20 protein-coding genes are annotated in these 24844 nt (G+C 49.3%); 10 read left to right on the top strand and 10 right to left on the bottom strand.

The window, feature by feature from the left end:
- Positions 1 to 201: 201 nt before the first annotated feature.
- Positions 202 to 1053, top strand: coding sequence for a DUF6624 domain-containing protein (locus G459_RS0111325; RefSeq protein ID WP_026967759.1), 852 nt, complete (start codon positions 202 to 204; stop codon positions 1051 to 1053).
- A 202-nt stretch (positions 1054 to 1255) separates the two neighbouring features.
- On the opposite strand, the gene G459_RS0111320 is transcribed toward G459_RS0111325, so the two are convergent.
- Genes G459_RS0111320 through G459_RS0111305 form a run of 4 tightly spaced genes read right to left on the bottom strand, consistent with a single transcriptional unit; the run spans position 1256 to position 7512 of the window.
- Positions 1256 to 4429, bottom strand: a complete 3174-nt coding sequence (locus G459_RS0111320) for an efflux RND transporter permease subunit (RefSeq protein ID WP_026967758.1) — start codon at positions 4427 to 4429, stop codon at positions 1256 to 1258.
- Positions 4430 to 4465: 36 nt separating this feature from the next.
- Positions 4466 to 5569 (bottom strand): efflux RND transporter periplasmic adaptor subunit, encoded by a 1104-nt coding sequence (locus G459_RS0111315; RefSeq protein WP_026967757.1) that lies wholly within the window; start codon positions 5567 to 5569, stop codon positions 4466 to 4468.
- 1 nt (position 5570) lies between these two features.
- Positions 5571 to 6908, bottom strand: a complete 1338-nt coding sequence (locus G459_RS0111310; protein WP_026967756.1) for a TolC family protein — start codon at positions 6906 to 6908, stop codon at positions 5571 to 5573.
- Between the two features lie 25 nt (positions 6909 to 6933).
- Positions 6934 to 7512, bottom strand: coding sequence for a TetR/AcrR family transcriptional regulator (locus tag G459_RS0111305; RefSeq protein ID WP_026967755.1), 579 nt, complete (start codon positions 7510 to 7512; stop codon positions 6934 to 6936).
- 147 nt (positions 7513 to 7659) lie between these two features.
- On the opposite strand from G459_RS0111305, the gene G459_RS0111300 reads away from it, so the two are divergent.
- On the top strand, positions 7660 to 8835 hold the full coding sequence (locus tag G459_RS0111300; RefSeq protein WP_035455719.1) for a sialidase family protein: 1176 nt from the start codon (positions 7660 to 7662) through the stop codon (positions 8833 to 8835).
- Between the two features lie 488 nt (positions 8836 to 9323).
- On the opposite strand, the gene G459_RS27280 is transcribed toward G459_RS0111300, so the two are convergent.
- Entirely contained in the window at positions 9324 to 10490 is a 1167-nt protein-coding gene (locus tag G459_RS27280; RefSeq protein ID WP_035455717.1) for a PepSY-associated TM helix domain-containing protein, read from the bottom strand.
- Positions 10490 to 12871 carry a TonB-dependent receptor gene (locus G459_RS0111285; RefSeq protein WP_026967753.1) on the bottom strand — a complete coding sequence of 794 codons (2382 nt, stop codon included), beginning with the start codon at positions 12869 to 12871 and terminating at the stop codon, positions 10490 to 10492. The genes G459_RS27280 and G459_RS0111285 overlap by 1 nt, the downstream gene beginning before the upstream one ends.
- Positions 12872 to 13240: 369 nt before the next feature.
- Between G459_RS0111285 and G459_RS27275 the strand changes: the two genes are divergently transcribed.
- The 6 genes from G459_RS27275 (at position 13241) to G459_RS0111255 (ending at position 19218) form a co-directional block, all read left to right on the top strand.
- A complete protein-coding gene (locus G459_RS27275) occupies positions 13241 to 14680 on the top strand; it encodes a PhoPQ-activated pathogenicity-related family protein (RefSeq protein WP_051315176.1) in 1440 nt (479 codons plus the stop codon).
- Between the two features lie 201 nt (positions 14681 to 14881).
- Positions 14882 to 15190, top strand: coding sequence for a type II toxin-antitoxin system HigB family toxin (locus G459_RS0111275; protein ID WP_026967752.1), 309 nt, complete (start codon positions 14882 to 14884; stop codon positions 15188 to 15190).
- Between the two features lie 122 nt (positions 15191 to 15312).
- On the top strand, positions 15313 to 15549 hold the full coding sequence (locus tag G459_RS0111270; RefSeq protein WP_245588166.1) for a helix-turn-helix domain-containing protein: 237 nt from the start codon (positions 15313 to 15315) through the stop codon (positions 15547 to 15549).
- Between the two features lie 137 nt (positions 15550 to 15686).
- Positions 15687 to 16694 (top strand): sialidase family protein, encoded by a 1008-nt coding sequence (locus G459_RS0111265; protein WP_026967750.1) that lies wholly within the window; start codon positions 15687 to 15689, stop codon positions 16692 to 16694.
- A gap of 21 nt (positions 16695 to 16715) precedes the next feature.
- Positions 16716 to 17654 carry a dihydrodipicolinate synthase family protein gene (locus G459_RS0111260; RefSeq protein ID WP_026967749.1) on the top strand — a complete coding sequence of 313 codons (939 nt, stop codon included), beginning with the start codon at positions 16716 to 16718 and terminating at the stop codon, positions 17652 to 17654.
- A gap of 100 nt (positions 17655 to 17754) precedes the next feature.
- Complete coding sequence (locus G459_RS0111255) at positions 17755 to 19218, top strand: sodium:solute symporter family protein (RefSeq protein ID WP_026967748.1); 1464 nt, start codon at positions 17755 to 17757, stop codon at positions 19216 to 19218.
- A 50-nt stretch (positions 19219 to 19268) separates the two neighbouring features.
- Here G459_RS0111255 and G459_RS0111250 read toward each other — a convergent pair whose 3' ends face one another.
- The 4 genes from G459_RS0111250 to G459_RS0111230 form a co-directional block, all read right to left on the bottom strand.
- Positions 19269 to 19952: a dioxygenase family protein gene (locus tag G459_RS0111250; RefSeq protein ID WP_026967747.1), complete on the bottom strand. Its 684-nt coding sequence runs from the start codon at positions 19950 to 19952 to the stop codon at positions 19269 to 19271.
- Between the two features lie 144 nt (positions 19953 to 20096).
- Entirely contained in the window at positions 20097 to 21374 is a 1278-nt protein-coding gene (locus G459_RS0111245; RefSeq protein WP_026967746.1) for a serine hydrolase domain-containing protein, read from the bottom strand.
- 99 nt (positions 21375 to 21473) lie between these two features.
- A complete protein-coding gene (locus tag G459_RS0111235; RefSeq protein ID WP_026967745.1) occupies positions 21474 to 22970 on the bottom strand; it encodes a S1C family serine protease in 1497 nt (498 codons plus the stop codon).
- A gap of 171 nt (positions 22971 to 23141) precedes the next feature.
- Complete coding sequence (locus tag G459_RS0111230) at positions 23142 to 23570, bottom strand: Hsp20/alpha crystallin family protein (RefSeq protein ID WP_026967744.1); 429 nt, start codon at positions 23568 to 23570, stop codon at positions 23142 to 23144.
- 220 nt (positions 23571 to 23790) lie between these two features.
- On the opposite strand from G459_RS0111230, the gene G459_RS0111225 reads away from it, so the two are divergent.
- Together G459_RS0111225 and G459_RS27270 are read left to right on the top strand one after the other, a co-directional pair.
- Positions 23791 to 24513: a hypothetical protein gene (locus G459_RS0111225; protein WP_026967743.1), complete on the top strand. Its 723-nt coding sequence runs from the start codon at positions 23791 to 23793 to the stop codon at positions 24511 to 24513.
- 36 nt (positions 24514 to 24549) lie between these two features.
- Positions 24550 to 24844: hypothetical protein (locus G459_RS27270; RefSeq protein ID WP_026968009.1), on the top strand; the 295-nt coding region annotated here is incomplete at its 3' end.

Genomic DNA, 24844 nt, shown 5'->3' with positions numbered 1-24844 from the left:
TTAATGACTCAGGCCTTCAGATCAGAACTCTCAAAGACAATCGCTTTCCGGAATTAGTTTTCCCGCTTGCGAAAATCTCCGAATTGATTAATTTGAAGGAGCAATCCGCAAGTCAACGCTTCATCCAAAACGGATATACACGACACTCGTCGACGGGGTAGTACTTTTCGGATGTTCTATGCAATTTGAGAAAACCATTAAATGAGATATCAAATCTACGTCTACAGCCTTTTCATAATGTTTTTAAGTTCCTGTAAAGACAAAACATATGAACCAGAAGGATTAACCAAACTCTCCGATACAGAATTAATTGAGAGAGCAAAACAAAAGAAGTTCCCTGACTCAGAAACTTTGGTTTTTAGAAATGAAAAAGGAGAATTACTTAGTCTCGATTCCATCCAAAAAATTCAAAATCCCGATGAGTGGGCTACAGATAGTTATGTTGACAAGAATGGCACTGTAAAGGAACTAATTTTAAGAAGAGCCACAGCTCATGATAAAGAACTCCGAGAAAAAATAAAAGAAGCCTTTGAATATCAACCGCCAATTGAATTGGTTGATATTGATTGTGAGCAGAAGCAAGAAATTTTACAAAAAGTGTTTGAAAGTGATCAGAGCATGCGCACAGAAGACGGTACAATAAATCCTGAAACTGACTTTCAAAATCTTACAACAGTAATTAGCCTTCTAGAAAAATGCGGAATGCCTACCTTATCCGAAGTTGATGATATTCAAATGAGTGCGATATGGGTGGTTTTTCAACACGGAGATAATGTCAATCGCAAAAAGTACTTACCGCTCTTGGAACAATCTGCGAAAAACGGAGATCTCGCTGCAACTCAAATCGCTATGTTGAAAGATAGAACAATGATGATGGATGGTGAACCTCAGATTTACGGAACTCAAGTAACCAAAGAAGGGAATGAATGGGTGCTGTATGAACTATCCAATCCTGAAACTGTAAATAAAAGGAGAGCAGAAATGGGATTTGGGCCACTACAAGACTATTTAAAGCGTTGGGACATCGAATTCAACGTTGAACAAATTGAATAAAAAAACTGCGTAGGACATTGCATATAGCTTACCGTTGGCAAAAGAAAAAATAAAGCGAAAAAGCAATTTCGACACTCAGAAACCCGATAAGATCTCGAAAGTTTTTTAAACTTTTCCCGGCGGCGGATGGGATCTCTAATCACCACAAAAAAAAGCTGCCCCATCTTATCAGGGCAGCTTTTTCTATTTTCAATCAGTGAGCTTAGTGATGCTCTTCAAATCCGCTTAGATCCGCATTTTCCTCCAGCTTCTGCAAGCCCTTTTTGCCATAGGCGATCTTGGTGATCACCACATACAAGACCGGCACGAAGAAGATCGCCAGGAAGGTGGCCGAGAGCATCCCTCCGATTACCGTCCAGCCGATGGTCTGTCTGGCCACGGCACCTGCACCATTGGAAAGCGCCAGCGGCACCACGCCGAGGATAAAGGCCAGCGAGGTCATGATGATCGGACGGAGACGCAGCTTCACCGCATCAATCGTCGCCTTGATCAGCGGCATGCCTTTGTCCACCCGCTCCTTGGCAAATTCCACGATCAGGATGGCGTTTTTGGCAGCCAAACCGATCAGCGTAATCAGACCGATCTGCGCATAGACGTTGTTGTCCAGCTTGGGCAGGAAGGTCAAGGCCAGGATCGCTCCAAATGCACCTAGAGGAAGCGCCAGCAAGACCGAAAACGGCACAGACCAGCTTTCATACAAGGCCGCCAACAAGAGTGAAACCAAGATAATCGCCAGCGAGAAGATCAGGATCGTGCTGTTGCCGGCAGACATCTCCTCCCGGCTCAAGCCGGAGAAGTCATAGCCATATCCGTCAGGAAGGACTTCCGCAGCCACTTCCTCCAGCGCCTGGATCGCCTGCCCGGAGCTGAATCCCGGTGCGGCATTCCCGTTGATCTCCGCCGAGCGGAAGAGGTTGTAGTGGGAGATTACGGGGGCGTTCTCCACGATTTTGTAGTTCACCAAGGCACTCAGGGGAACGGATTCCCCGTTTCTGTTCAGCACATAGAACTTCTGCAGGTCATCGATCCCGCTTCGGAACGAGGTGTCAGCCTGCGTCACGACGCGGAAGTTTCGGCCGTACTTGGTGAAATCGTTCACATAGCTGGAGCCCATCATGCTAGACATGGTGCTGAACACATCGGTCATCGAAACGCCCAGTTTCTTGATCTTTTCGCGGTCCACTTCCACATGATAGCCGGGAGTTTTCGCAGTAAAGAAGCTATAAGCCATCGCAATCTCCGGTCTGGCGTTGGCAGCCTGGAGGAACTGTCCGAGAACTCCCTCGAGTTCTTTCACGTCTCCGCCGGCACGCTGCTCGAGCATAAAGCTAAATCCGCCCGTCTGCCCCAGTCCGGGGATCGCCGGCGGCGGCACCACGACGATATTGGCACCTTTGATCACCCGAAACTTCTGATTGAGGGCTCCGATGATCCCGAAGAGCTGAAGCGAAGGGTCCTTTCTGGTTTCCCAAGGATGCATCTGCACGAAGAAGGTGGCAGAGTTTGGTTTAAAGGAGAAGTTGATCGCATTCAGTCCACCGATTCCTGTCACGTTGTTGATACCCTCGGTGCTTCGGATCAGTTCTGTCATCTCCGCCATCACTTCGCGGGTTCTAGAACTTGAAGCTCCCTCAGGAAGCTCGACAGAGACGAAAAGCCGTCCTTCATCTTCCGTAGGCAAGAAGCCGGTTGGTTTCAATTGGAAAAGACCAAAAGTCCCCGCAAAGATGCAGACCAGGATCACCAAGACCAGCGGCGCACGCTTGATCCAGGTTTTTACCCCGCTGGAATACGAGGAAGTCACCCGCTCAAACCAGTTGTTGAACTTGTAGAAAAACTTGTTCAGGCCCTTTCCCTCCGGAGTGACTTCTGACGGTCTGAGCAAAATACTGCAAAGCGCTGGAGTCAGAGTCAAAGCAACAAAAGCCGAGATCAATACAGAGATTGCAATCGTGATCGCAAACTGCTGATACATCCTTCCGACAATACCCGGGATAAATCCTACCGGGATAAACACCGCCGCCAAGATCAACGCAATGGCAATAACCGGAGCGGTGATGTCTTTCATCGCCCGTCTGGTAGCTTCCTTGGCAGAAAGCTTAAACCGGTCAATATAATGCTGCGCAGCCTCGACCACGACGATGGCATCATCCACCACGATCCCGATCGCCAGCACAAAGCCGAACATCGTAAGAGTATTGATAGTGAATCCCAGCGGGATAAAGAAGATAAACGTCCCGACGATCGAGACAGGAATCGCCAAGATCGGAACCAGAGTCGCTCTCCAGCTTTGCAGGAAAAGAAACACGACGACGATTACCAAGAGCAGTGCCTCGCCAAATGTCTTGAGTACTTCATTGATAGATACTTCGACCACAGACACCGATTCGAAAGGAACCACATAGTCCATATCGGCCGGGAAGGCAGTTTTAAGCTGATCCAAGGCTGCATAAACGCCCTCGGCAGTCTCCAGGGCATTGCTTCCCGGAGCTTGATACACCAGAAGGATCGCGGCTTCCTGTCCGTTTACAGTAGAGTATCGGCCATAGTCAAACTGACCCAGTTCTACTCGTGCAATGTCTTTGAGATAGACCAAGGACCCGTCCTCAGGATTGGTTCGGACGATGATGCTTTCAAACTCGTCCTGCTCGACCAAGCGGCCATTGACCGTGATCGGATACTCGAAGGCCTGCGAGTTAAACTGTGGCATACCGCCGACTGTACCGGCCGCAACTTGAAGGTTTTGCTCCTGGATCGCGGCGTTTACCTGAGCTGTAGAGATGCCATATTGGGCCATCTTGTCCGGTCTCAGCCACACCCGCATGGAGAAATCCTGCCCGATGGCGTTGATATCCCCTACTCCCTGCACCCGTGCGAGTGCATCTTTGATGTAGATGTTGGTGTAGTTGGAGAGAAACTTTGGATCGTGGGTACCCTTTGGCGAGTAGATACTGATCACCATCATGATGCTCGGATTTCTCTTCCGCACCACGAGTCCCAGCCTTCGGACAGCCTCGGGAACTACCGGCTCGGCGATACTTACCCGGTTTTGCACATCGAGCGTAGCGATGTCAATGTCCGTCCCCACATCAAAGGTCACGTTCATCTGCATCTGCCCTGTGCTGGTATTGTTGGAGCTGATGTAGGCCATCCCCGGAGAACCGTTGACCTGAGTCTCAATAGGTGTCGCCACCGTCTGCTCCACGGTCTGGGCATCTGCTCCTGGATAGGTCGCCGACACGGACACAACCGGCGGCGTGATGTCGGGATACTGCGTCACCGGCAGCGTAAGCGCCGCCAGCGCACCCACCAATACGATCACGATGGAGATCACCATCGCCATCACAGGGCGTTTTATGAATATTTCTGATATCATTTCTTAGAATTCTTGTTTAGAAAAAATGAGAGCCTCCTACTGGATTTGGACTTTCGAACCCTGACGGAGTTTTTGAAGCCCGTCTACCACGATCGTCTGCCCAGAGGCAAGCCCTTCGCGGATCGCCACGTCGGTACCAAAAACAGTCCCCAGCTTTACCGTTTGCTGAGTGACTGTACTGTCCTGACCGACCACATACACGAAATACTCACCCATCTGCTCGGTCACGGCCTTGTGCGGGATCACCAACTGATCTCCGTGGTCGTCGTTCACCACTTGGAGCGTTCCGGTCATCCCTGGTACCAGCATCCGGTCGGCATTAGGAAACTCCACCCGGATATTGATCGTGCCGGTCTGGCGTCCGACTGCGCGGTCGACGGTGGCTAGCTTTCCCGGATGAGGATAAAGGCTTCCGTCACTGAGTCTCAGCGAGAAAAGAGAATCCGGAGCGTCCGGAGCGTTTACCAGTTTGTAGTAGCGGGGAATCTCTTTTTCGTTGATTACAAAATCAACCTGAACCGGATCGGTCGAAGACAAGGTATTCAACAAAGGCTGGCCCGGAGAAACCTGCGCACCCAGTCTAACCTGCGAGATGCCGATCCGACCGGCAAACGGTGCGGTAATCAGGGAATATCCCAAGTCGGTCTCAGCAGAGGAAACCTGCGCTTCCGCGGCCTGCACTTGCGCCTCAGCAGCCAACAGGTCAGCTTTCGCATTGTCCAATACCTGCTTGGCAATCGCTTCATTCTGATCGAGTCGCTCGTAGCGGTCTACGTCTTTTTTGATTCTTGCCAGATTCGCTTTTGCGGAAGCAAGCGTAGCCATCGCCTGATTTCTTGACGCCACATATTTGCTCTGGTCGATCTGATACAGTTTTTGGCCTTTGGTCACCTGCTGTCCATCCTGGACAAAGATCTGGGTGATGTAGCCGCTGACCTGCGGACGGAGTTCGATCTCATTGAGCGCGACTACAGTGGCCGGATAGGTATCGACACCCTTCACTGACTTGCTCGCTACGGTATATACAGACACAGCTGTTGGTGGCGGAGGAGGTGGAGCTTGCGCGGATTTTCCACAGCCAGTGACTACCACGGCCAGGATAGCAAAGAATAAGATGCTTGGATTAAAATATTTTTTCATGTTAGAAAGAGGATTCGATGGAAGTTGGATTAATCTGGCCCATGGCGCGCTGGAGATCCAGCTTGCTGGAGAGAACACTGTAGAGGGCATTGTAATTATTGATTTGGGCGGCTCGAAGCTCGGACTCGGCGACCACCAGATCCACATAAGCTTTGACCCCCTCGTCGTACTGGAACTTGATGGTGTTGTAGACTTCCTCTGCCAGGGCCAGATTGTCCTGAAGGGTCTGCCAGGTGAAGTAATTGCTGTTGTAGGCCGCCAGCGCTGACTCGTACTCGGTGTTGAGCTGCTTCTCGTAGTCAGTGAGGGACACTTGAGATCGCTCTTGTCTCAGTTTCGCCACTTTCACGTCATGCGCACGTTTTCCGCCCTGGAAGATCGGAATCGTTGCAGCCAAGCCTATCGCTGAAGTCGGATAGGATTCATCCAAAAGCCCCGAAAACCGCTGGTCGAAAAAGAGGAAATTGTAATTGTAAAATCCCCTCACCATAGGAATGTAAGCCCACTTGGAATAGCTCGTCTCCAGCTCTGTCAGCGAATATTGGGTCTTGGCGAGCTGGTAATCCACGCGGCTCTCCAAAAGGAAGTCCGGAGAAAACTCCAGCTCTGCTCTTCCGGCCATCTCCCCGTATTCGTAGTGAAGCGTCAGCTCGCGATCCAGCGGATAGCCACTCACCTGCTTCAGGTAGGAATATTTCGCTTCGAGCGAAGATACCTGACGGTTGCGCTCGCTCTGGAGATTTGCCAGGCTGATGCTTGCCCGCTGATAATCCGTCTTGTCCACCAAGCCCACATCGTAACGGGTCTTCGCGTCCTTGTACTGCTTTTCCTGTCGGACGATGTTTTCATCAAACACCTTGATCTGCTCAATCGTAAGCAGCAGATCGTAGAACGCCCGAGCCACAGTGACCACGGCATCGATCTTTTGGGTTTCCAGCGTCTGGCTGAGCTGGGTTCTCGCCAGCTTCGATCCTTTGGAAGCCAGGAACACGTCCCGGTTGAAGATCGCCTGATCGACCGTAAAGTTCACGTTACCCGAATACGGCTGCCCAAAGGTGATCAGCTGATCGCCGATCGGCTGAGTCTGCAGCTTCAGGTTGTTGCTCCACTGCGTATTGGCAGCGATCTGTGGAAACCAGGCCGAAAGGCTGGACTTGATCTGCTGGTCGCCAATCTCGGCATCCAGTTCGGACATCTGGATCAGAGGACTGTGGAGCATGGCAAACTTGACCATCTCCTCCACATTGAATCGGGTACTGTCGATTGGCTGATCCTGAGCCTGTAAGCCCGAGACCGAAATCAGCCAAAAAACACAAAGTAGAAATCGTCTTTGTCTCATTAAAATTAGTTGGTTTAAAATACTCTTATTGAAATTTGATTCCGTCCCAAACCATTTGGGGAATCAGGTGGAGATCTTGGGATGCCGAAGCAGTTTTGGTTTTGAAATAGGTTCTAAAACGAATCAGGGAAATCACACTTCCCATGACCATCATCGAAAGAATTTTGGGGTTCAGTGGCCGCAATTGTCCAGACTCAACTCCCTCTCTAAAAAAAGCCTCAGTCCATCTTCCCCAAGGGTCCGTCTCCAGCTGCATCGTCTCGGTATTGTAGGGACTGCTGGTAAACTGTTCCAAAAAGCTCTGAAATGCCACTCTTTCCTGATAAAGTGAAGTCAGGTTATTCCAGAAATCAAAAAAACGGTCCTCAAAGTTCTTTTTGGGATCATCTTTTTCACTGATTTCTTTTAAAACTTCCGATTTGACATAGCGGTAAAGCTCAAAAATCATCTCATCCTTGCTCTCGAAGTAGGTATATACTGACCCTGCAGCCACTGAGGCGTGTTTTGCTACCTGACTGATAGGGCTCCCGTGAAAACCTTTTTCCCGGATTAGCTCGAGGGCGCTTTCGAGAATCTGGACTTTCTTACTTGATATTTGATCCATTGATAATGACTGAATGAACGTTCAATCACGGATCGGCTAACTTGGTTCCCGCTCGCTTGCATTTTTTTGAATCTTTTTTTCTGCGGGATTTTCAGGGTTTGAAAATCAGCAAGCTTGTGCTAGTTTGACCACTTGAACTATAATCCCATGAAACCTAACCAGCTCATCCTGGCGATTATCTTCGCCTTTTCCCTCATCCAACTTGTCTCCGCGCAGGAGACCACAGTATTCAAAGGCGGCCAGGAAGGACACGCGATCTACCGGATTCCCGCCATCATCGATCTGCCAAACGGTGAACTGCTGGCTTTTGCCGAAGGCCGGGTCAACGGAAGTGACGATTTTGGCGACGTGAATCTGGTCATGAAGAGAAGCTCGGATCAGGGCAAAACCTGGTCGGGCATCCAGACTTTGCTGGACTTTGACACGCTTCAGGCCGGCAATCCCGCTCCGGTGGTAGATCTTTTTGACCCGGCACATCCGCAGGGCGTGGTCTATCTTTTTTACAACACGGGAAACAACCACGAATACGACATCCGGATGAACCGCGGCGTGCGGGAGGTATGGATGATGAAGTCTGTCGATCTGGGAAAAACCTGGGGAACGCCTGAAAACATCACCCTCCAAGTTCACAAGCCCAACAACCCTGCCTTCAATCCCAAGTACAAAAACCCGGCAGATTGGCGGCACTATGCCAACACGCCCGGGCATGCTTTTCAGTTCAAAAAAGGGAAATACAAGGGCCGGATCTACGTCGCCGCCAATCACTCAGTCGGCGATCCCCAGGACAATTTCGCGGAATATCAGGCGCATGGATTCTTCACCGATGATCATGGGAAAAGCTTCGGTGTCTCAGAGTCTGTCGCGATCCCCGGCTCCAATGAATCCATCGCGGCCGAGCTGTCCGCAGATCGGATGATCATGAGTGTCAGAAATCAAAAGGGGGACATCAGACAGCGGATTCTCGCCTACTCGTCCGACGGCGGGCAAACTTGGGATGAAGCAGCCTTCGACGAGGACTTGCCCGATCCGGTCTGTCAGGGTTCGATCTTGGACTTGGGAGAAGTTGACGGACAGACGATCCTGGCTCATTCGAATAACGCAAACGAGACCGAGCGAAACCAGCTGACGGTCAAGATCAGCTTTGACGAAGGCAAAACCTGGGAACTGACAATGCCCATCGACTACACCGGCGACGAGTCCAAACTCCCTTGGACGGCCTATTCTGACTTGGTCAATCTCAACGAATCCACCTTGGGTATTATCTACGAACGGGATGACTATCAGGAAATCATCTTCAAGCCGGTGGTATGGAAAAGAGAGTAGCATTCGTTCCGGCAAAAGGCGCAGAAACTTTCGCTCACTTTCCTCAAGCAAACTTGCTTCAAGACCTTTTCGTCGTTGTGATTTACTTTACCAAAATCATAAACCCAGACGGACTTTGGATTGGGACGAAATAGTCGTGAATTAGAAAAACTCATCCCGAGTGCTGAAAGCAGTTCATGATTATACGCTTCTTTGCCAGTAGTATATATTGACAAATGGCCTCGACGGGCTCGGCCTCCGGCTTAAGCTGGTGAGAAGGAGGGGAGAAAAAGTGCGGCGGAGCCGCACTTTTTCTCCCCTCCTCTAAATCAAATCTCCACGGCCACCGAGCTTGTCGAGGTGCGTAAGGAATTTAGTTTGGCTAGTGGCAAGATCCGTATAGTCATAAAGCAATCTCTATCATTTAACAATCTGTGGGAATCTGTGTCCTTATCTGCGCAGATCTGCGAGAACAAAATGAATCTTTCACAAAAAAAAAACCTGATTTCTCAGGCTTTTACATAGGTTTCTTGAAGGGCTGCCTTCTTGGGCTTCGGCTTTTTATCCTTGTACCTTCTCCCCCACCAGATCATAAATCCAGTCACGGGAAGCGAGGCAATAATTGCACTGAGAAAAAACGCCAGCAGCTTGCCCGGGAATCCCGCAATCGCACCGACGTGGATGTCGTAGTTCATCCGGTTGAGTTTGTCTCCAAAAGTAGCCTCGTGAAGTCTCCCCCACACGTGATCCACCGGCAGTTCCTCCAGCGTGTACTGGTCAAAATACCGGTAATCCATCTTCCAATACGTCGAAGCATCCGGGTTGGCATTGGCAGCGATTGCCCCATGCTCGTAATCGGGCGGGTGAACCTCGATCCATTCGGCCTGCGGGTATTCGGCAACCATCTTCATCCAGACCCGATCCAAAGCAGGCGTATTCTCCGGGCTTATCTTAGTAGAGTCTGACACAGGAGCATAGTACTCGACGAATTTCTTACCGCCGGTAGTAGCAGCGTAGAGCCCGTCTCTGAACCAGATAAAGCCCCAAACCAAACCGGTAACGGCAAATACCAGCGCAAACGTCATCACATAGAAACCGAACACCTGATGGAGGTCGTAGTTTTTTCGTCGCCAGCGGGCATCCCATTTTACAGTCAAACTTTGCTGAAGGTTCTTTTTCTTCCTTGGCCACCAGAGAATCAATCCCGAAATGACCATCACCAAAAAGATGAGCGTAAACGTAGCAACCACCGGCTGACCGATCTCAATGGGAAGCCAGAGGTAGAAATGCCCATCCAAGATGAATCGGAAGAAGTCAGCATATTCGTCTTTCAGCCGAAGTACTTCGCCTGTGTAGGGGTTGATGTAAGCAGTCATGAAATGATCGTGTCCCTCTCCATAGCTGAAAAATATCGCTTGGGCGGATCGATCCCGTGTAGGGTAAAGGACCGCGTGAAGGTGTCCCTCCGGGAAGGCTTCATACGCGATCTTGCTGATCTCACTGGGAGGCAAGACCGGCCCTTCTTGCTGTTCGACGAAAAGAAACGAGTAGGTTAAATCCTTGATCTCGGTCTGAAAAGCGTAGATACAACCGGTCACTGCCACTATAAACACCACTAGCCCGGACGAAAGTCCGAGCCAGAGGTGAATTTTTCCAATCCATTTTTTTAAATCCATCAGAATCGATAGTTCAGACTAAGCGCCACATTCCTTGGGTTTTGAGGAGTCAAAGTAGACCAACCCGTGTAGTACTTCTCGTCAGATAAGTTGTTGATTTTCAAAGCCAGCAAATACTGAGCGCCCGCGTAGGAGACTGAGGCGTTAAACACCTGATAGGCAGGCAAAGTGAACGTACCGGTATCGGCTCTGTTCAGGGTCAGGTACTCGCTTGCGGTATTGCCACCAAAGCCCAAACCAAATCCTCTCAGTGCTCCCTGGGAGAAGGTGTAGCTCGTCCAGAAGTTGACGAGATTTTCAGGACCGGCTTCCTCAGGTCTCAAGCCCAGATAGCCGTCCCCTGGATTGTCTTCGGTGACTTCAGCATCGTTTTTGGAGAATCCCGCCACGATGTTCCAGCCGGTGGCCGGTGTAGCGATAAGCGACAGCTCGAAGCCCTTGCTCTCTACCGCACCGCCTTGGATCGAATTGTTGACATTGTTGGGATCAGTCATCACGCGATTGTTCACCGTGATATTATAATAGCTGGCAGTCAACGAGATCTTTTCCTGGTACAGGTTCGTCTTCACTCCAAACTCATATTGATTTGCATGCTCTGGATCGAAAGCCATCATTCTTGGATTGGAGCCATCGATATCGCTGACCTGCGCCGGAGCCACATTGACGAATCCGTTCATGTAGTTTCCAAAAACCGACACCTTGTCTTTGATCGGCTGATACACAAATCCGAACTTCGGAGAAACAGCAGTTTGGCTTTTGACTTCATCTGTTGAATAATAAGCGGTCTGACCGCTGAATCGGTCAACTCTCACGCTCGCCATCACTGAGAAGTTTGGCAGCACTTCGATCACATCCGAGACATACGCACTCAGAATCTCGTTTTCGGCAGTAGAGTTTCCTTCAAAAGACCCGATGAGGAGATCATCCACGCCAGCCTTGGTCAGATCGCCGGTATCGTTGCCATCCTCAAAGGATACGATCCCGTCTCCTACCCAGCCGCTGCTGCTGTTCCTGATCTGAGACTGGAAATAATCCACGCCGATCACGATCTTGTTTTTCAGGAAGCCCAGATCAAAGGTTCCAATGAAATTTTGCTGGATGTCCGTGGTCAGCGTCTGGCCGTTTCTATTCGAGATATATCTCAGGAAATCGTTGCCGTTGCTTTGGTCCCAGAGGTATTGGTAGTAGCCATCCGTCTTGGTCATACTTCTGGAGATGGCCGTCTGAGAGGTCCACTTGTCCGAAAGTTTGTAAAAAGCCTGTGCCTGGATGGCATAGGTGGTGTTCTGGATCGTGAGTTCGTCGCTGGTGAATGATTTCTCATAATTCCGGTCGAAAAGCTCCGTAGAACTGAAAGAAATTGGGGCATACCGGCTCAAAAAGACCATGGGGGCATTTGCCGATTCTGAACTCAAAAACTCCGTGTTGATGAAAAATGTCAGCCTTTCGCTCGCTTTGAGCTTGAAAGAAGGTGCCACAAAAAAGCTTGTTCTCCCGCCGGCATCCTGAAAAGAATTCTGGGATTGGTAGGCAGTATTTACACGCATCGATGCTTGCTCAGTGAGCGGTACATTGACATCTCCAGTCAGTCTGTTCAGGCCAAAGCTGCCCGTGACGAATCCAAATTCACCTTTGAACTGGTCCATGGGCTTCTTGGTAGTGATATTGATCAAACCTCCATACGAGATCATCGGGCTGCCAAACAACGTGCCCGATGGGCCTTTGATTACGTCAATCGTTTCAACATTTGCAGGATCCAGAGAGCCATTGTTGACGCTTGGCAGACCATTAACCATTGACGGCTGTACGGCAAATCCTCTCATGGCGTAGAACTCAGCTCCGTCGCCACCGCGTCCGGTTGACTCCCAAAGCCGGGTGACACCCGTGGCATTTTTCAAAGCATCGTTCATGGTGGTCACGACCTGCTCCTTGAGGAGTTTGGAAGAGATGGAATTGTACACCTGAGGGTTCTCCAGGTCTTTCAGCGGCAGTTTTGCCACTGTGAATGTACTGTCCGAATAGAATCTGTTGGTGGAAATATCCGAGACAATCACTTCTTCCAATGCAGTGGAGCTCTCTGACAGGGTAAAATTCAGTGTCAGCACTTCGCCGGCGGCCAGCGTGACTGTCTGCTCCTGTTTCTCTGCACCTACCAAAGAAGCAAAGATGGTGTAGGTACCCGGCTGGATATTTTTGATCTCATAGTTACCCAATCTATCGGTGGAATTCCCTTTGGAAACACCCTTGATACCGACGTTGACGAATTCAATGGGCTTGCTGTCGGAAGTCGTTACCTGGCCTTTGAGGCCTGCATTCTGGGCATACACGCTGCCAATGGCGAGAAAAAAGCAACTAAAATAGAGTAGAAATTTACGATTCATGCGGTTGGTTTTGTTTTCAATTGACGTTGCAAACCTATTAAGTAGAATGATTCCAAACAAGTTGTTTAGAAATAATCCAGATAAATTTATCCGATTATTGATTAGTTGATCCCGGTCTATAATCGACGGCAAAACTTGAGCGTACATCTGTAAATCGACTCCAACAGGGCCAAAATTGAGATCCGCATCGACCAGCGGTCTGACGATCAGAAAATTGTGATTGAGCAGGCGGACGGGCAGAGCGGTTAAAATCGATCACAGTCAATCGCTTATTTTCCCCCAGCCCGCTAGTCTTTTCCCGACCACTGAGGGTTTTGTAGTAGAAGACTTTTCTGCTTACATTTTAAAAAATTAACAACCCAACCTCCTATGTTTCAAAAGAAACCTCTCGCCGCTTTTCAGTGGGGACTCCTGCTTTTTAGTACATGCGTGCTTTTTTCCTGCCAAAAGCCCGCAGAGAAAACCGCCGAGCCTGAGACCCGATCTTCCACCCTACTCAAGGACTATGTTCATGCTCCTGACTCGACCTTTCGCTACGAAATCGTCCATAAAGTACCCGGAGAAAAGGCGGACTATCTGGTATTGAAGATGTATTCCCAGCATTGGCTGACTCCGGATATCGTGGACCAAACCGAGTGGTGGCACTGGGTGTCGATGATCGTCCCCAAGGACACGCCTCATGAGACAGGTATGCTGTGGATCAGCGGCGGCAGCACCAACTCCAAGATGCCGGAGGAGCCCGACCCACTTATCCTGGCCGCTTCCACCCAGACCAACTCGGTAGTCGCCAAGATTCACAATGTTCCTTTCCAGCCGATCACCTTCGCCAATGACACCTTTGGGGAGCGGTACGAGGACGAGATCATCTCCTATGGCTGGAGAAAATTCCTCGAAGGAGGAGCAAAGGACGAAGACGCGATCTGGCTGGCTCGTCTCCCGATGACCAAAGCTGCCAAGCTGGCCATGGACGCAGTCACAGCGGTGGTAAAATCTGAGTACAGCAAGAATGTCGACCACTTTGTGGTGGGCGGAGCATCCAAGCGGGGCTGGACTACCTGGACTACCGGAGCAGTGGATGACCGCGTCGTGGCGATCGTACCTGTGGTCATCGATCTGCTGAATATGGTCCCCTCCTTCCAGCACCATTGGAGAAACTATGGATTTTGGGCTCCGGCAATCGAGGATTATGAGCGGGAAGGCGTCATGAATTGGATGGGCACGCCGGAATTTGACCGGATGATGGAGATCACCGAGCCGTACAGTTTCAGACAGGAATTTGTAAATAAACCCAAGCTATTGATCAGCGCATCGGGCGATGAGTTCTTTCAGCCTGACAGCTGGAAATTCTATTGGGACAGTCTGCCGGGAGAAAAGCACGTGATGTACGTTCCCAACTCCGGACACGATGTCGGCGAATCAGACGCATTGCCCAATCTGATCTCCTTCTATGCATCTATCTTGAACAAAACCCCTCGTCCGGAGTATTCCTGGAAGATCGAAGGAGACAAAATCCTGGTTAAAACAGATCCTAGTAACCCACCTGTATCTGTCAAACTCTGGTCAGCACTCAATCAGCTTTCCCGCGACTTCCGGATCGATGTGTTTGGGCCAAACTGGGTAGCCGAGGAAATCAAGATGCCGGAAAATGGCGAACTGGAAATACTGATGAAAACTCCTGAGCAAGGATACAGAGGCTACTTCGTGGAGCTGACCTATGCCGGAGCCACTCCGCTGAAGGTCACTACCGGCATCGATGTCCTGCCGAGAACGTACCCATTTGAGCCGTTTGTACCCGCCAAAATAAAATAATTTCAATTCAGGAGGCCCCACAAAGCCTCCTGAATTCATCTCATCCGGTCCAAAAACGCCTATTGACTTTCTCTGACAAAATCCAAACTTCTCTGGTGACTTGGCGCCGATGTATTCAAGGAACGTCCAAGTCTTTTCCTCTAAGTTACTGAAAGAAGGTTTAATTTAGTTTTCTATTGGTAAACTTTTTATTTTTTACTTATGTTTAACATCATAACCAGAAAAACCCTCCTTGCTTTTGCCGCGGCGTATCCAAATGCCGCCAACGCATTGTTCGAATGGTATCACGAGTTTCAAAAACTAGAATTCAACTCATTTAACGAGTTGAAGACAGTTTTTGGAAATGCTAGTATTGTAAAAGATGATCGAGTGGTTTTCAATATTATGGGAAACAAATACCGATTGGTTGTAAGAGTGGTTTTCGAATACAAAACTGTACAAATCAAATGGTTCGGAACACACGCAGAATATGACAAAATAGATGTCTCTACCGTATCATTTAAAAAATAATCATGGAACTATCTGTTATAAAAACTGAGCAAGACTACGAGACTTTTCTCAATTGGGTAGATGAACAATTCGATAGAAAGGTTCAAGCAAACACGGCCGAAGGTAAAAAATTAGAAGTCGCCTTGATCCTGATCAAAAATTACGAAGATGAAAATTACCCTATCCCACTCCCCGACCCAATCGATGCGATAAAACTTAAAATGCAAGAATTGGGTTTGAAAAATCAAGATCTCGTGGGAAAAATTGGAAGCAAAGGATACATTTCCTCCATCCTCAACAGGAGAAAACCCCTCACACTCGAAATTGCAAAAATCTTCCACAAGGAATTAAAAATCCCCGCTGAAGTTCTTTTATCCTAAAGAGTAAACAAGGTAAAGACTAGCGTTCCTTTTGCCCCAATCTCTTGCTCATCAGGTCACAGCCGGACAGTTTTATAGACTTGTCCGGCTTTTTTGTCAAGTTGAATAATTCTTTCCAACCCCAAGCTCCATTTCGCATGAATCTATTTATCAGCATTTTAGGATTATTTAGCATGCTTTCTATCTCTCAGAAAACAGAAAGACCAGAACCAATCATCCTTTCTTCCGGCTTCATCTACGAATCCGCTCCTTTTCCACAATGTCACGCATCGACGCTCGTCGAAACTCCCTCGGGAATCATGGCGTCGTGGTTTGGTGGCACCCGTGAGCGAAACCCAGACGTGAGTATCTACACAGCCAGACTCAGCAACGGAATCTGGTCTGTCCCTCAAATGGCCGCAGTCGGCGTGAAAAATGATACCCTTCGCTATCCAACTTGGAATCCTGTACTCCACCAAAAAGACGACGGCGAACTGGTTCTTTTCTACAAAGTCGGCCCAACACCGAGAGATTGGTGGGGCGTGTACAAGACATCAAATGACGAGGGAAAGACCTGGTCGCAAGAGATCGCAATCCCTGACAATCTACTCGGCCCAATCAAAGACAAGGCGGTGAGGCTGGCTGACGGTACCATCCTGTACCCCAGCAGCTTTGAGACCTCCGAAAGATGGACAACCCACGTCGAGACATCCGATGCCGATCTCAAAAACTGGAAGAAAACGGCCATTGACAATGCTGACTTCAATGCCATCCAACCGACGGTGCTTTTTCACGCCAATGGAAAACTCCAGATGCTCTGCAGAACCAAAGAGGGCGTGGTGTCTACGACTTGGTCCACTGATCAGGGTAAAAGCTGGAGCAAGATGGAAGCGACCACGTTGATCAACAACAATTCCGGTATCGACGGAGTGACGTTGAAGAGCGGCTATCACCTGCTGGTCTGCAATCCCATAAAAAAAGGAAGAAACAAGATTAGTCTTTTTGGGTCGTCTGACGGTATTACCTGGGAGGAACTCCTGATTCTGGAAGATGAAAAAGAGGGTGAATTCAGCTATCCGGCCATTATCGAGGCAAAGGACGGTACGGTTCACGTCAGCTACACATTCAACAGGGTCAAGGTGAAGCACCTCCAAATTAAAGTCTAATACCTTTCCAAACATCAACCTATGAACCCTATCCAATCACTGCAGGGAATAATTCCTCCCATGATTACGCCATTGAATCCCGACTTTTCTCTGGACGTAGCCAGCACCGAAAAACTCATCGAACACCTTATCGAAGGCGGGGTTCATGGCATCTTTATCATCGGCACCACCGGCGAGTCCGCGAGTATCAGTCCCGACGTCAAGAGCGATCTGATTCGTCTGACTTGCAAAAAAGTGAACGGAAGAGTACCCGTACTGGTCGGAATCACCGAAAGCTCCTTTGTCCAAAGCCTCGATCTCGCAGCTATCGCACACGAATCCGGGGCAAGTGCTCTGGTGGCCGCGACTCCTTTCTACATCAACATCGATCAGGACGAGGTAGTCAATTACTATCAAAAACTTGCCGATGCGGTGAAATTGCCGCTGTTCCTCTACGATATGCCATCGCACACCAAGGTGAAGATCGAAGTAGAATCTGCGGTAAAGCTATCGGCTCATCCCAACATCTTCGGATTGAAAGACAGCACCGGAGACAAGGCCAATTTTGCAGCGCTTTGCGAAGCTTTCAAAGGTCAGCCCGACTTCAGGCTTTTCATCGGTCCTGAAGAAATCCTGGCAGAAGCGCTGGAAATGGGCGGCCATGGCGGCGTATCAGGCGGCGCCAACATGTTTCCAAAACTCTACGTCAGTCTGTTTGAAGCTTTTCAAAAGAACGAGACAGAAAAAGTTCAAAGTCTACAGGAAACGATCCTCCTGCTGAGCGCAAACATCTATCAAAACGGCACTTATAAGTCCAGCTACCTCAAAGGCCTCAAGGCTTGCCTTTCATTTGAGGAGCTGTGCAACGGTATCCTCGCGCTGCCGCTATATGCGTATTCTGAGTCAGATCAGGAGGCCCTTCGGGAAAAATTCCAATTCATCAAAGACCGCGTAGAACAGGCGGTGCTTCAGACGATCTAAAATTACAATCTTAAGGTGCAAAGCACATTCTCATGAGGATGTCCGCTTTGCACCTTATATTGCTTTATCCCTTCTTACCCCACCAGACCCAGTTACCCCCATGCCGATTCTCGATCTTGCCATTTTCCTGATTTACATGGTTGCTATTGTGGCTTTTGGGGTTTCATTTTCCTTTCGTAAAAGATCTTCTTCAGACTATACCACCGGTGGCGGCAGACTTCCGGCCTGGGCCATTGGGATGTCCATCTTCGCGACCTTTGTGAGTAGCATCAGCTTTCTGGCTTACCCGGGCAATGCCTACAGTACCAACTGGAACGGATTCGTATTCAGCTTATCCATCCCCCTGGCTGGCTGGGTAGCCGTCAAGTACTTTGTCCCGCTCTACCGGAATCTGAAAAGCGAGTCGGCCTACTATTACCTTGAGCAGCGCTTCGGTCCATGGGCGAGGATCTATGCTTCGATCTGCTATCTGCTTACGCAACTGGCCAGAATGGGCGCGATCCTGTACCTGCTGGCGCTCCCGATGAACTCACTTCTCGGAATGAGTATCCCCTCGATCATCGTGATTACGGGCATCAGCGTGGTCATCTACTCCATGTGGGGAGGAATCGAGGCAGTCATCTGGACGGATGCCGTACAGGGGATCATCCTGATCGGCGGGGCCTTGGCTTGCATCTTTGTAATCTTTGCCGAGATCCCAGGCGGAGCTTCCGAAGTGTTCCGCGTGGCAAATGAGGCTGACAAGTTCAGCTTCGGCAGCTACGAGCTGGATTTTACGACCTCGACATTTTGGATGATCTTGGTTTATGGCCTATTCATCAACCTGCAGAATTTTGGCATCGACCAAAGCTATGTGCAACGCTATTTGACTGCCAAAACCGAGGCAGAAGCCAAGAAATCAACCTGGTTGGGAAGCTTGCTCTTCGTACCTGTTTCGCTCCTATTCTTCTTTATCGGATCGGCTTTGTTTGCCTTCTACCAAGCTCAGCCGGAATTGCTCCCGGCAGGCACACCGGGCGACAAGGTATTCCCTTATTTCATCGTCAATCAGCTTCCCGTCGGCTTCACAGGCTTGCTCATCGCATCGATCTTTGCAGCGGGAATGAGTACCATCTCGACCAGTATCAACAGTTCGGCTACCGTTATCCTCTCGGATCACTTCCGCAAATACATCCACAAAGACCCCTCTGACAAAACTTCTTTGCGGGTTTTGAGATTCAGCGCTTTGGCCATGGGTTTGCTCAGCATTGTGGTAGGTCTCGCCTTCAATGGAGTCACCAGCGCACTGGATGCATGGTGGGCGCTTTCCTCGATCTTCAGCGGCGGTATCTTGGGACTTTTCCTTCTGGGATTGCTTTCCAAAGCAAAAAATCCACAGGCGGTCTTCGCTGTAATCCTGGGAGTGTTGGTGATCGGATGGATGAGCCTGTCGGCGCTTTTGGTCAAAAACGGGCTTCCAGAAACTTTGGCAAATCCCCTCCACGCCAATATGGCGATCGTGATGGGAACGCTGACGATCTTCTTGGTGGGATTTGGACTGGCTTGGCTGGGAAAGAAAAAGTAAGACTCTAGGAAGTGGGAAGCACTCACTCCGACGTAAATCAAAAATCCTTCTCAACCCACGGTGAGCACTTTGGATAGCGTATAGCCATCCGCTGGATTTCCTGTCACCGAATCTGCCACATTCCCGGCAAGACTGTTTCGGAACACTCCGTCGCTTTTATTCGGTGTATCTTCCTTTCCTTGATATCCCCGGCTCACATACACTGCGGCGGTACTCTCCTCCGGAAAGGCAACCTGGGTGCTGAGCACGATCTTCCCTTCCTCCAACACGTCCACATGGATGTGTGGTGCTCGGCCAGGATACCATCCCGGAAAGATGCTGATAAAAGAAACCTCGCCGTTTTCATCGGTAGTCTGCCTGCCTCTGAGAAAAGACACCCGGGTGTAGTCTTTTTCCTGCAGCCGAACTCCCCCATATTCCGAATAGTGCCCTTCTGCATCGCAGTGCCAGATGTCCACCTGCGCTCCGGACATCGGCGAGCATTCTGCTTTTTGCGCCTGGATCTTGAGGTTGATTTGTAGGGCAATCCCCTGGCGGTCGGCGATGATATTCGCCCGCATCAGTTCGGCTGGTGACTTGATCGGAAACGGTCCACGGGTTTCCTTTGGTGACACTTCACAAGCCAAAACCTTGTCGTCTGTCTTATCAGCAGATGTCTTGCCCGCCAATACCGGCAGTGCCACGATGGAGCCAAAACTGGTCAGGGTCTTCTTTAGAAAATCACGTTTTTTCATGGCTCTTTGGGTTTTTTAGGATTACAAAATTTACTGAATTTCAACACCTTATCCCAGTGCTTCACAAAAAGAAACTGCGCAAAGATCCAATCCTTGCGCAGTCCTGATTTTCCAATCCTCCGAAGCGGACAAGCTCGCCGATTTCTACTCCAATAAGCTGAAAACCATCTGACGGAATTTCCAGCCTGTCTCGTCACCGTTGCCAGCACCGGAGGTCTGCTTGAATATCAGGCCGATCACCTTGGTCTCCGGATCGGCAAAGTACTGGGTATTGAAATAGCCACCCCAGTCAAAGGTTCCCAAGCTGCCAATTCCTCCCTGAGCTACTCCCTTTTCATCCACTAAGCCAAACGCCAAACCGTAATCTTTGCCCCCATCGCCGAGCAAATCGCCGACTTGATTGGTCATGATGGTCTGGATCGTCTGAGGGCTGAGGATTCGCTTTCCGTTGTAGACTCCTCCATTTAGGTACATCTGTAGGAACTTGGCGTAATCCTCCGTGGTGCTGGAGAGTCCCGCACCTCCGGAAAAGAAGGCTTTTGCGCCGGTCTTGGGATACGCCGGATCGTAGAAGGTGACTGGGTAAGAAGCCCATTTCCCGTCTTTCCGGGTATGCACGGTGACGAGTCTTGGAGCCTGCGCATCATCCAGGTAAAACCGGGTGTCGTTCATTCCCAGCGGATCAAAAAGTCTGGTTTTCAGAAACTGGTCAAAAGGCATGCCCGACACCACTTCGATCAAATAGCCCAAGACGTCCAGGCCTTCGCTGTATGTAAACTTCGCTCCCGGCTCGTGATGCAGCGGAAGAGCCGCGAGACGCTTGACACTTTCTCCGATCGTGATATTTTCGGTGGTAAACAGATCCATCACACCAGCCTTGTGATAGATCATCTTCATGCGCTCATCGCCGTCGATCACCCCATAACCCAAGCCTGACGTATGGGTGAGCAGATGTCTGATCGTAATTTCTTTCGTACTTGGCTTGGTGCTATAAGTGGTGTCTGCATAGCGGAAAGTGCCCAGCACCTGAGGGTTTTTGAACTCAGGGATGTATTTGGAAATCGGGTCATCCAACCGGAATTTCCCCTCTTCCCAGAGCATCATCACAGCTGTGGAGGTGATGGCTTTGGACTGCGAAGCGATGCGGAAGATGGTGTTTTTCTCCATGGCTTTGCCCGACGCTACATCGGCCATTCCCTTGGCTGAATGATAGACGATCTTGCCGTCTTTGACCACCATGGCGACCAAACCGGGGACTTGCTCTTTCTGCATCGCCTCCTCGAGCATTGCATCTAGCTTGGCGACCCTTTCCTGTGAGATTCCAGCGACGGGACTTTTGCCGGGATCGGTGATGGTCTGAGAAAACGACAGCTGGCAGCTAACTAACAGGAGCGCCAGTCCGGTAACAAATCTTTTCTTCATGGAGATTTTAGGTTTAATGGCTCTCAAAGTAGGAAAAAGAGGTCAAAAAAATAGCCGGATCGCTCCGACTATTTTCAACTGATTCTCTTGAACTTTGACTTAGTTCACTTCGAAGTAGTACTCGGTCCCATCGGGGAACATCCCCAAGACGACGATATCTTCGCCTGAATTAGCCTCGAGAAAATCGATCATCTCTTGCGCATTGTTGATGCGGGTTCGGCCGCTGTCAGAGATCACAGAGGTGATGATAAAGCCGTTTTTGGCTCCTGCTTGTCTCCAGGCATCATTCGCATTCATCTTAATCACCGCCCCACCAGACAACTCCAGCTGAGATTTGATCTGATCCTTCACATCTTCAAACTGAAGTCCTTCAAAGGTATAAGTCTTTGGCACGACCCGCTTCACGATATCCGTGTCGCCTGCGAAATTCTTCAGCGTGGCCGAAGCCTTCACCGTTTTACCTTCCCGGATGTACTCTACGTCGATCTTGTCGCCTGGTCTTCTGCGGGCAACCAATTCCTGAAGGTTGGCAACGCTGTTTACAGTCTTGCCATCGATACCGATGATGATGTCACCTTCTTTTAAGCCAGCTTCCTGTCCTGCGGAATTTTCATTTACGCCGCCTACATAGACTCCCTGCTCCACTGGGAACGATTTGTCAAGGTAATCAGCAAGCTCTGGACTGACATTTTGGATAGAAACACCCAGCAATCCTCTTTGAACTGCTCCGTGCTCCATCAGGTCATCCATTACTTTCTTCACCAAGGTGCTCGGCACTGCAAAAGAATAACCGGAAAATGTACCGGTCTGTGTCGCAATGGCGGTGTTGATCCCGATCAGTTCACCTGCAAGATTAACCAGAGCCCCTCCGGAGTTTCCCGGGTTGACCACGGCATCAGTCTGCAGAAAAGATTCGATCTGGAGGTTGTTTTCCACCCCGCGAAGGATGCCGATATTCCTGGCTTTGGCAGAGATAATCCCCGCAGTCACCGTGGAATTCAGGTCAAAAGGGTTTCCGACCGCCAAAACCCACTCTCCGATCTTGGTCTCATCCGAGTCGCCAAATCTGACAAATGGAAGGTTCTTACCGTCAACCTTCAACAAGGCCAAATCTGTCGTAGGATCTGTACCGATCACGGTAGCTTCGTAGCGCTTGTTGTTATCCAGTGAGATATCAATCTTGGTGGCTCCCTCGACTACGTGATTGTTGGTAACGATGTAGCCATCGGGAGAGATGATCACTCCAGATCCCGAGCTAATCGGCATATTGCCGTCTCCTCCTCTTGGATCTTGTCTTGGATCCGGAAATCCAAAATATTCCTCCACTGGATCCCGCTCGGACCGGGCGGCATAGCTCACCTGACTCTTCACGTGCACGACGGCGGGGGTTACCACCTGTGCAGATGCGACGAAGTTGATCCCGTCGGGAATGGTGAAGTCGTCACCCGAAAGTAGGTTTACAAAACTTGCTTGCTGTTTTTCGTCAAAATTTCCGGCATTTTGTGGTTTCATCAGAAAACTCACGCCTGCCAAGGCTACTACTCCGCCGATAATCGCCGCGAGAAGTATGCCCAGAAAGTACTGTCTCTTGCTCATAATTTTCTTCTGATTTTCAATTTTTCTCAATACAAACTATTCGGAAGTATAGACTCCAATCTATACCAAAGCGATTAATCCAACCCTTCAAATTAACAAGATTTAACCGCTTTTGGGAGGATTTCGAAGGATATCCTTAAATAAAAAGAAGTGGGCGAACCCACTTCCCAATTATTTGACTTCGATGGTCGCCTTGCTCACTTTTTTCTCCTTTTTGGGAAGTACCAAGCTGAGCAGCCCATCTTCGTAGCTCGCCTCCACGCTCTCTTCGATCACGTCATCCGGCACAAAAAAAGATCGCTTGAAGGAACCGTACTGCGTCTCAACGCTGTGGAAATTCTTTCCTTCTTTTTTCTCCTCATGCTTTCGCTCGCCTGAGATCGTCAACTTGCGGTCGACCAAATCAATCTTAAAATCCGACTTCTTCATCCCCGGCAGGGCAAGCTGGATTTCGTAGGATTTTTCGTCTTCGGCGATGTCCACGGCAGGACTAAATTGTTTCCTGGTGGCATTCACCGAATCGCTAAACAAACGGTCAAGCACCGCACTGAATGTGGCAGGACTTTGGTTTTCGAGGTGATTGTATCTTACAAGTTTCATAGTGGTTGTATTTTTAGATAGTTATGGTTGCCTATCTGTAAATTTTGTTCCAAGTGGATTTTTCGGCCTTTTTGTCTTGAAGCCATTATTCTAAACACCGAATTCAGTCAAATTGTCCTAAAAACAATTCATCAGAGCTGAAAATTCGACAAAATCACGCCCGCATTCTTTCCTGCAATTCTGGATTTAATCCCTAATTTTAGTTACCGATCCCAACCCGATGAAAACACATTTTTCGCTTCTGTTCTCCTTTTTACTCCTCATTGTCGTCCAAGTTTCCGGTCAGGAACAGCCCGCTTCCAAAAAAATTGATACCCTTTTGATTTCGGCAAAGGACAGCCTGATCTTTTTGGATTCTACGTTAATTCAGGAAGCTGTGCAGGAGACGATCGCCCCTCCTTCTTTGGAAGTATTGATCTACAAGGGCCGGACCTACAGCCTGCAGGCCAATGAGATCATGCTGGAATTGGAGGAACCGCTTGACACCAGCCGGTTAATGGATGAAATTCCCGTCATGGAACGGATGATTGCTTCAATCAGAGAGAGAGCAAAAGACCCAAACGCCAAATTCAACTTCCGCTACGTCAATGCGCTTCTTAGGATCCTGCAAAGCACGGAGGAGTCCAATCAGGAGCTGAACGAACTGGTTCAGGACAGGCTTGACCGGCTCCAAAATCTTGACAGCTTGCTCGGGACGATGAAGAAAGATGATTTTTTCAAATACAAGATCAGGGACACCCTCCTCCTCCCCACCTATTCTGTCGAGATCGAAAACTTAAAAAACAATATCCACCGAATCGACAGCACCATCTATCGGCAGGAGCTTCAATCAGCTAGATACCAGTCGAAACTTAGCTCGATCACCATTGGCATCATGGAGCTTCGCCGCTATGTCCGAGCAGGCAGAACGCAGCTGGAAAAGAACCTCCTCAAGAAAGAGTGACTTGTCCTGAATTGAGTTTACACCAGGTAAACTACTATGAAACGACAAAAAGAAAAAAAGACGAGAGGAATAGGGTCTCTGAGTTGGGCTGAGCGGGAAGAAATGATCAAAGAATATCTTTCGGGGAATTACTCTAAAGTTGAGATTTGGAACAAGTACACGGGTCAATCTACAGAACATGGGAAAATTCTTAAGTGGATGCGAATGCTCGGTTATTCTGATAAAATCGAAAATCCAGTTAAAAGACATTTATCTTCGGGTTTTACCAGACAACAACAACCCGTTTTGGCCACCAAAGACAACCTGCAAGATCCAAGAGAGCTTCAAAAAC

Origin of the sequence: Algoriphagus terrigena DSM 22685, assembly GCF_000429445.1 — a bacterium.
Classification (GTDB): domain Bacteria; phylum Bacteroidota; class Bacteroidia; order Cytophagales; family Cyclobacteriaceae; genus Algoriphagus; species Algoriphagus terrigena.
The sequence above is the reverse complement of the archived record's forward strand: the minus strand, read 5'-3'. Positions and strand labels throughout refer to the sequence as shown.

Bases quoted from the DNA above. Each gene is read 5' to 3' on its own strand.
- G459_RS0111325 (WP_026967759.1), top strand. From the start codon at position 202: ATGAGATATCAAATCTACGTCTACAGCCTTTTCATAATGTTTTTAAGT.
- G459_RS0111320 (WP_026967758.1), bottom strand. From the start codon at position 4,429: ATGATATCAGAAATATTCATAAAACGCCCTGTGATGGCGATGGTGATC.
- G459_RS0111315 (WP_026967757.1), bottom strand. From the start codon at position 5,569: ATGAAAAAATATTTTAATCCAAGCATCTTATTCTTTGCTATCCTGGCC.
- G459_RS0111310 (WP_026967756.1), bottom strand. From the start codon at position 6,908: ATGAGACAAAGACGATTTCTACTTTGTGTTTTTTGGCTGATTTCGGTC.
- G459_RS0111305 (WP_026967755.1), bottom strand. From the start codon at position 7,512: ATGGATCAAATATCAAGTAAGAAAGTCCAGATTCTCGAAAGCGCCCTC.
- G459_RS0111300 (WP_035455719.1), top strand. From the start codon at position 7,660: ATGAAACCTAACCAGCTCATCCTGGCGATTATCTTCGCCTTTTCCCTC.
- G459_RS27280 (WP_035455717.1), bottom strand. From the start codon at position 10,490: ATGGATTTAAAAAAATGGATTGGAAAAATTCACCTCTGGCTCGGACTT.
- G459_RS0111285 (WP_026967753.1), bottom strand. From the start codon at position 12,871: ATGAATCGTAAATTTCTACTCTATTTTAGTTGCTTTTTTCTCGCCATT.
- G459_RS27275 (WP_051315176.1), top strand. From the start codon at position 13,241: ATGTTTCAAAAGAAACCTCTCGCCGCTTTTCAGTGGGGACTCCTGCTT.
- G459_RS0111275 (WP_026967752.1), top strand. From the start codon at position 14,882: ATGTTTAACATCATAACCAGAAAAACCCTCCTTGCTTTTGCCGCGGCG.
- G459_RS0111265 (WP_026967750.1), top strand. From the start codon at position 15,687: ATGAATCTATTTATCAGCATTTTAGGATTATTTAGCATGCTTTCTATC.
- G459_RS0111260 (WP_026967749.1), top strand. From the start codon at position 16,716: ATGAACCCTATCCAATCACTGCAGGGAATAATTCCTCCCATGATTACG.
- G459_RS0111255 (WP_026967748.1), top strand. From the start codon at position 17,755: ATGCCGATTCTCGATCTTGCCATTTTCCTGATTTACATGGTTGCTATT.
- G459_RS0111250 (WP_026967747.1), bottom strand. From the start codon at position 19,952: ATGAAAAAACGTGATTTTCTAAAGAAGACCCTGACCAGTTTTGGCTCC.
- G459_RS0111245 (WP_026967746.1), bottom strand. From the start codon at position 21,374: ATGAAGAAAAGATTTGTTACCGGACTGGCGCTCCTGTTAGTTAGCTGC.
- G459_RS0111235 (WP_026967745.1), bottom strand. From the start codon at position 22,970: ATGAGCAAGAGACAGTACTTTCTGGGCATACTTCTCGCGGCGATTATC.
- G459_RS0111230 (WP_026967744.1), bottom strand. From the start codon at position 23,570: ATGAAACTTGTAAGATACAATCACCTCGAAAACCAAAGTCCTGCCACA.
- G459_RS0111225 (WP_026967743.1), top strand. From the start codon at position 23,791: ATGAAAACACATTTTTCGCTTCTGTTCTCCTTTTTACTCCTCATTGTC.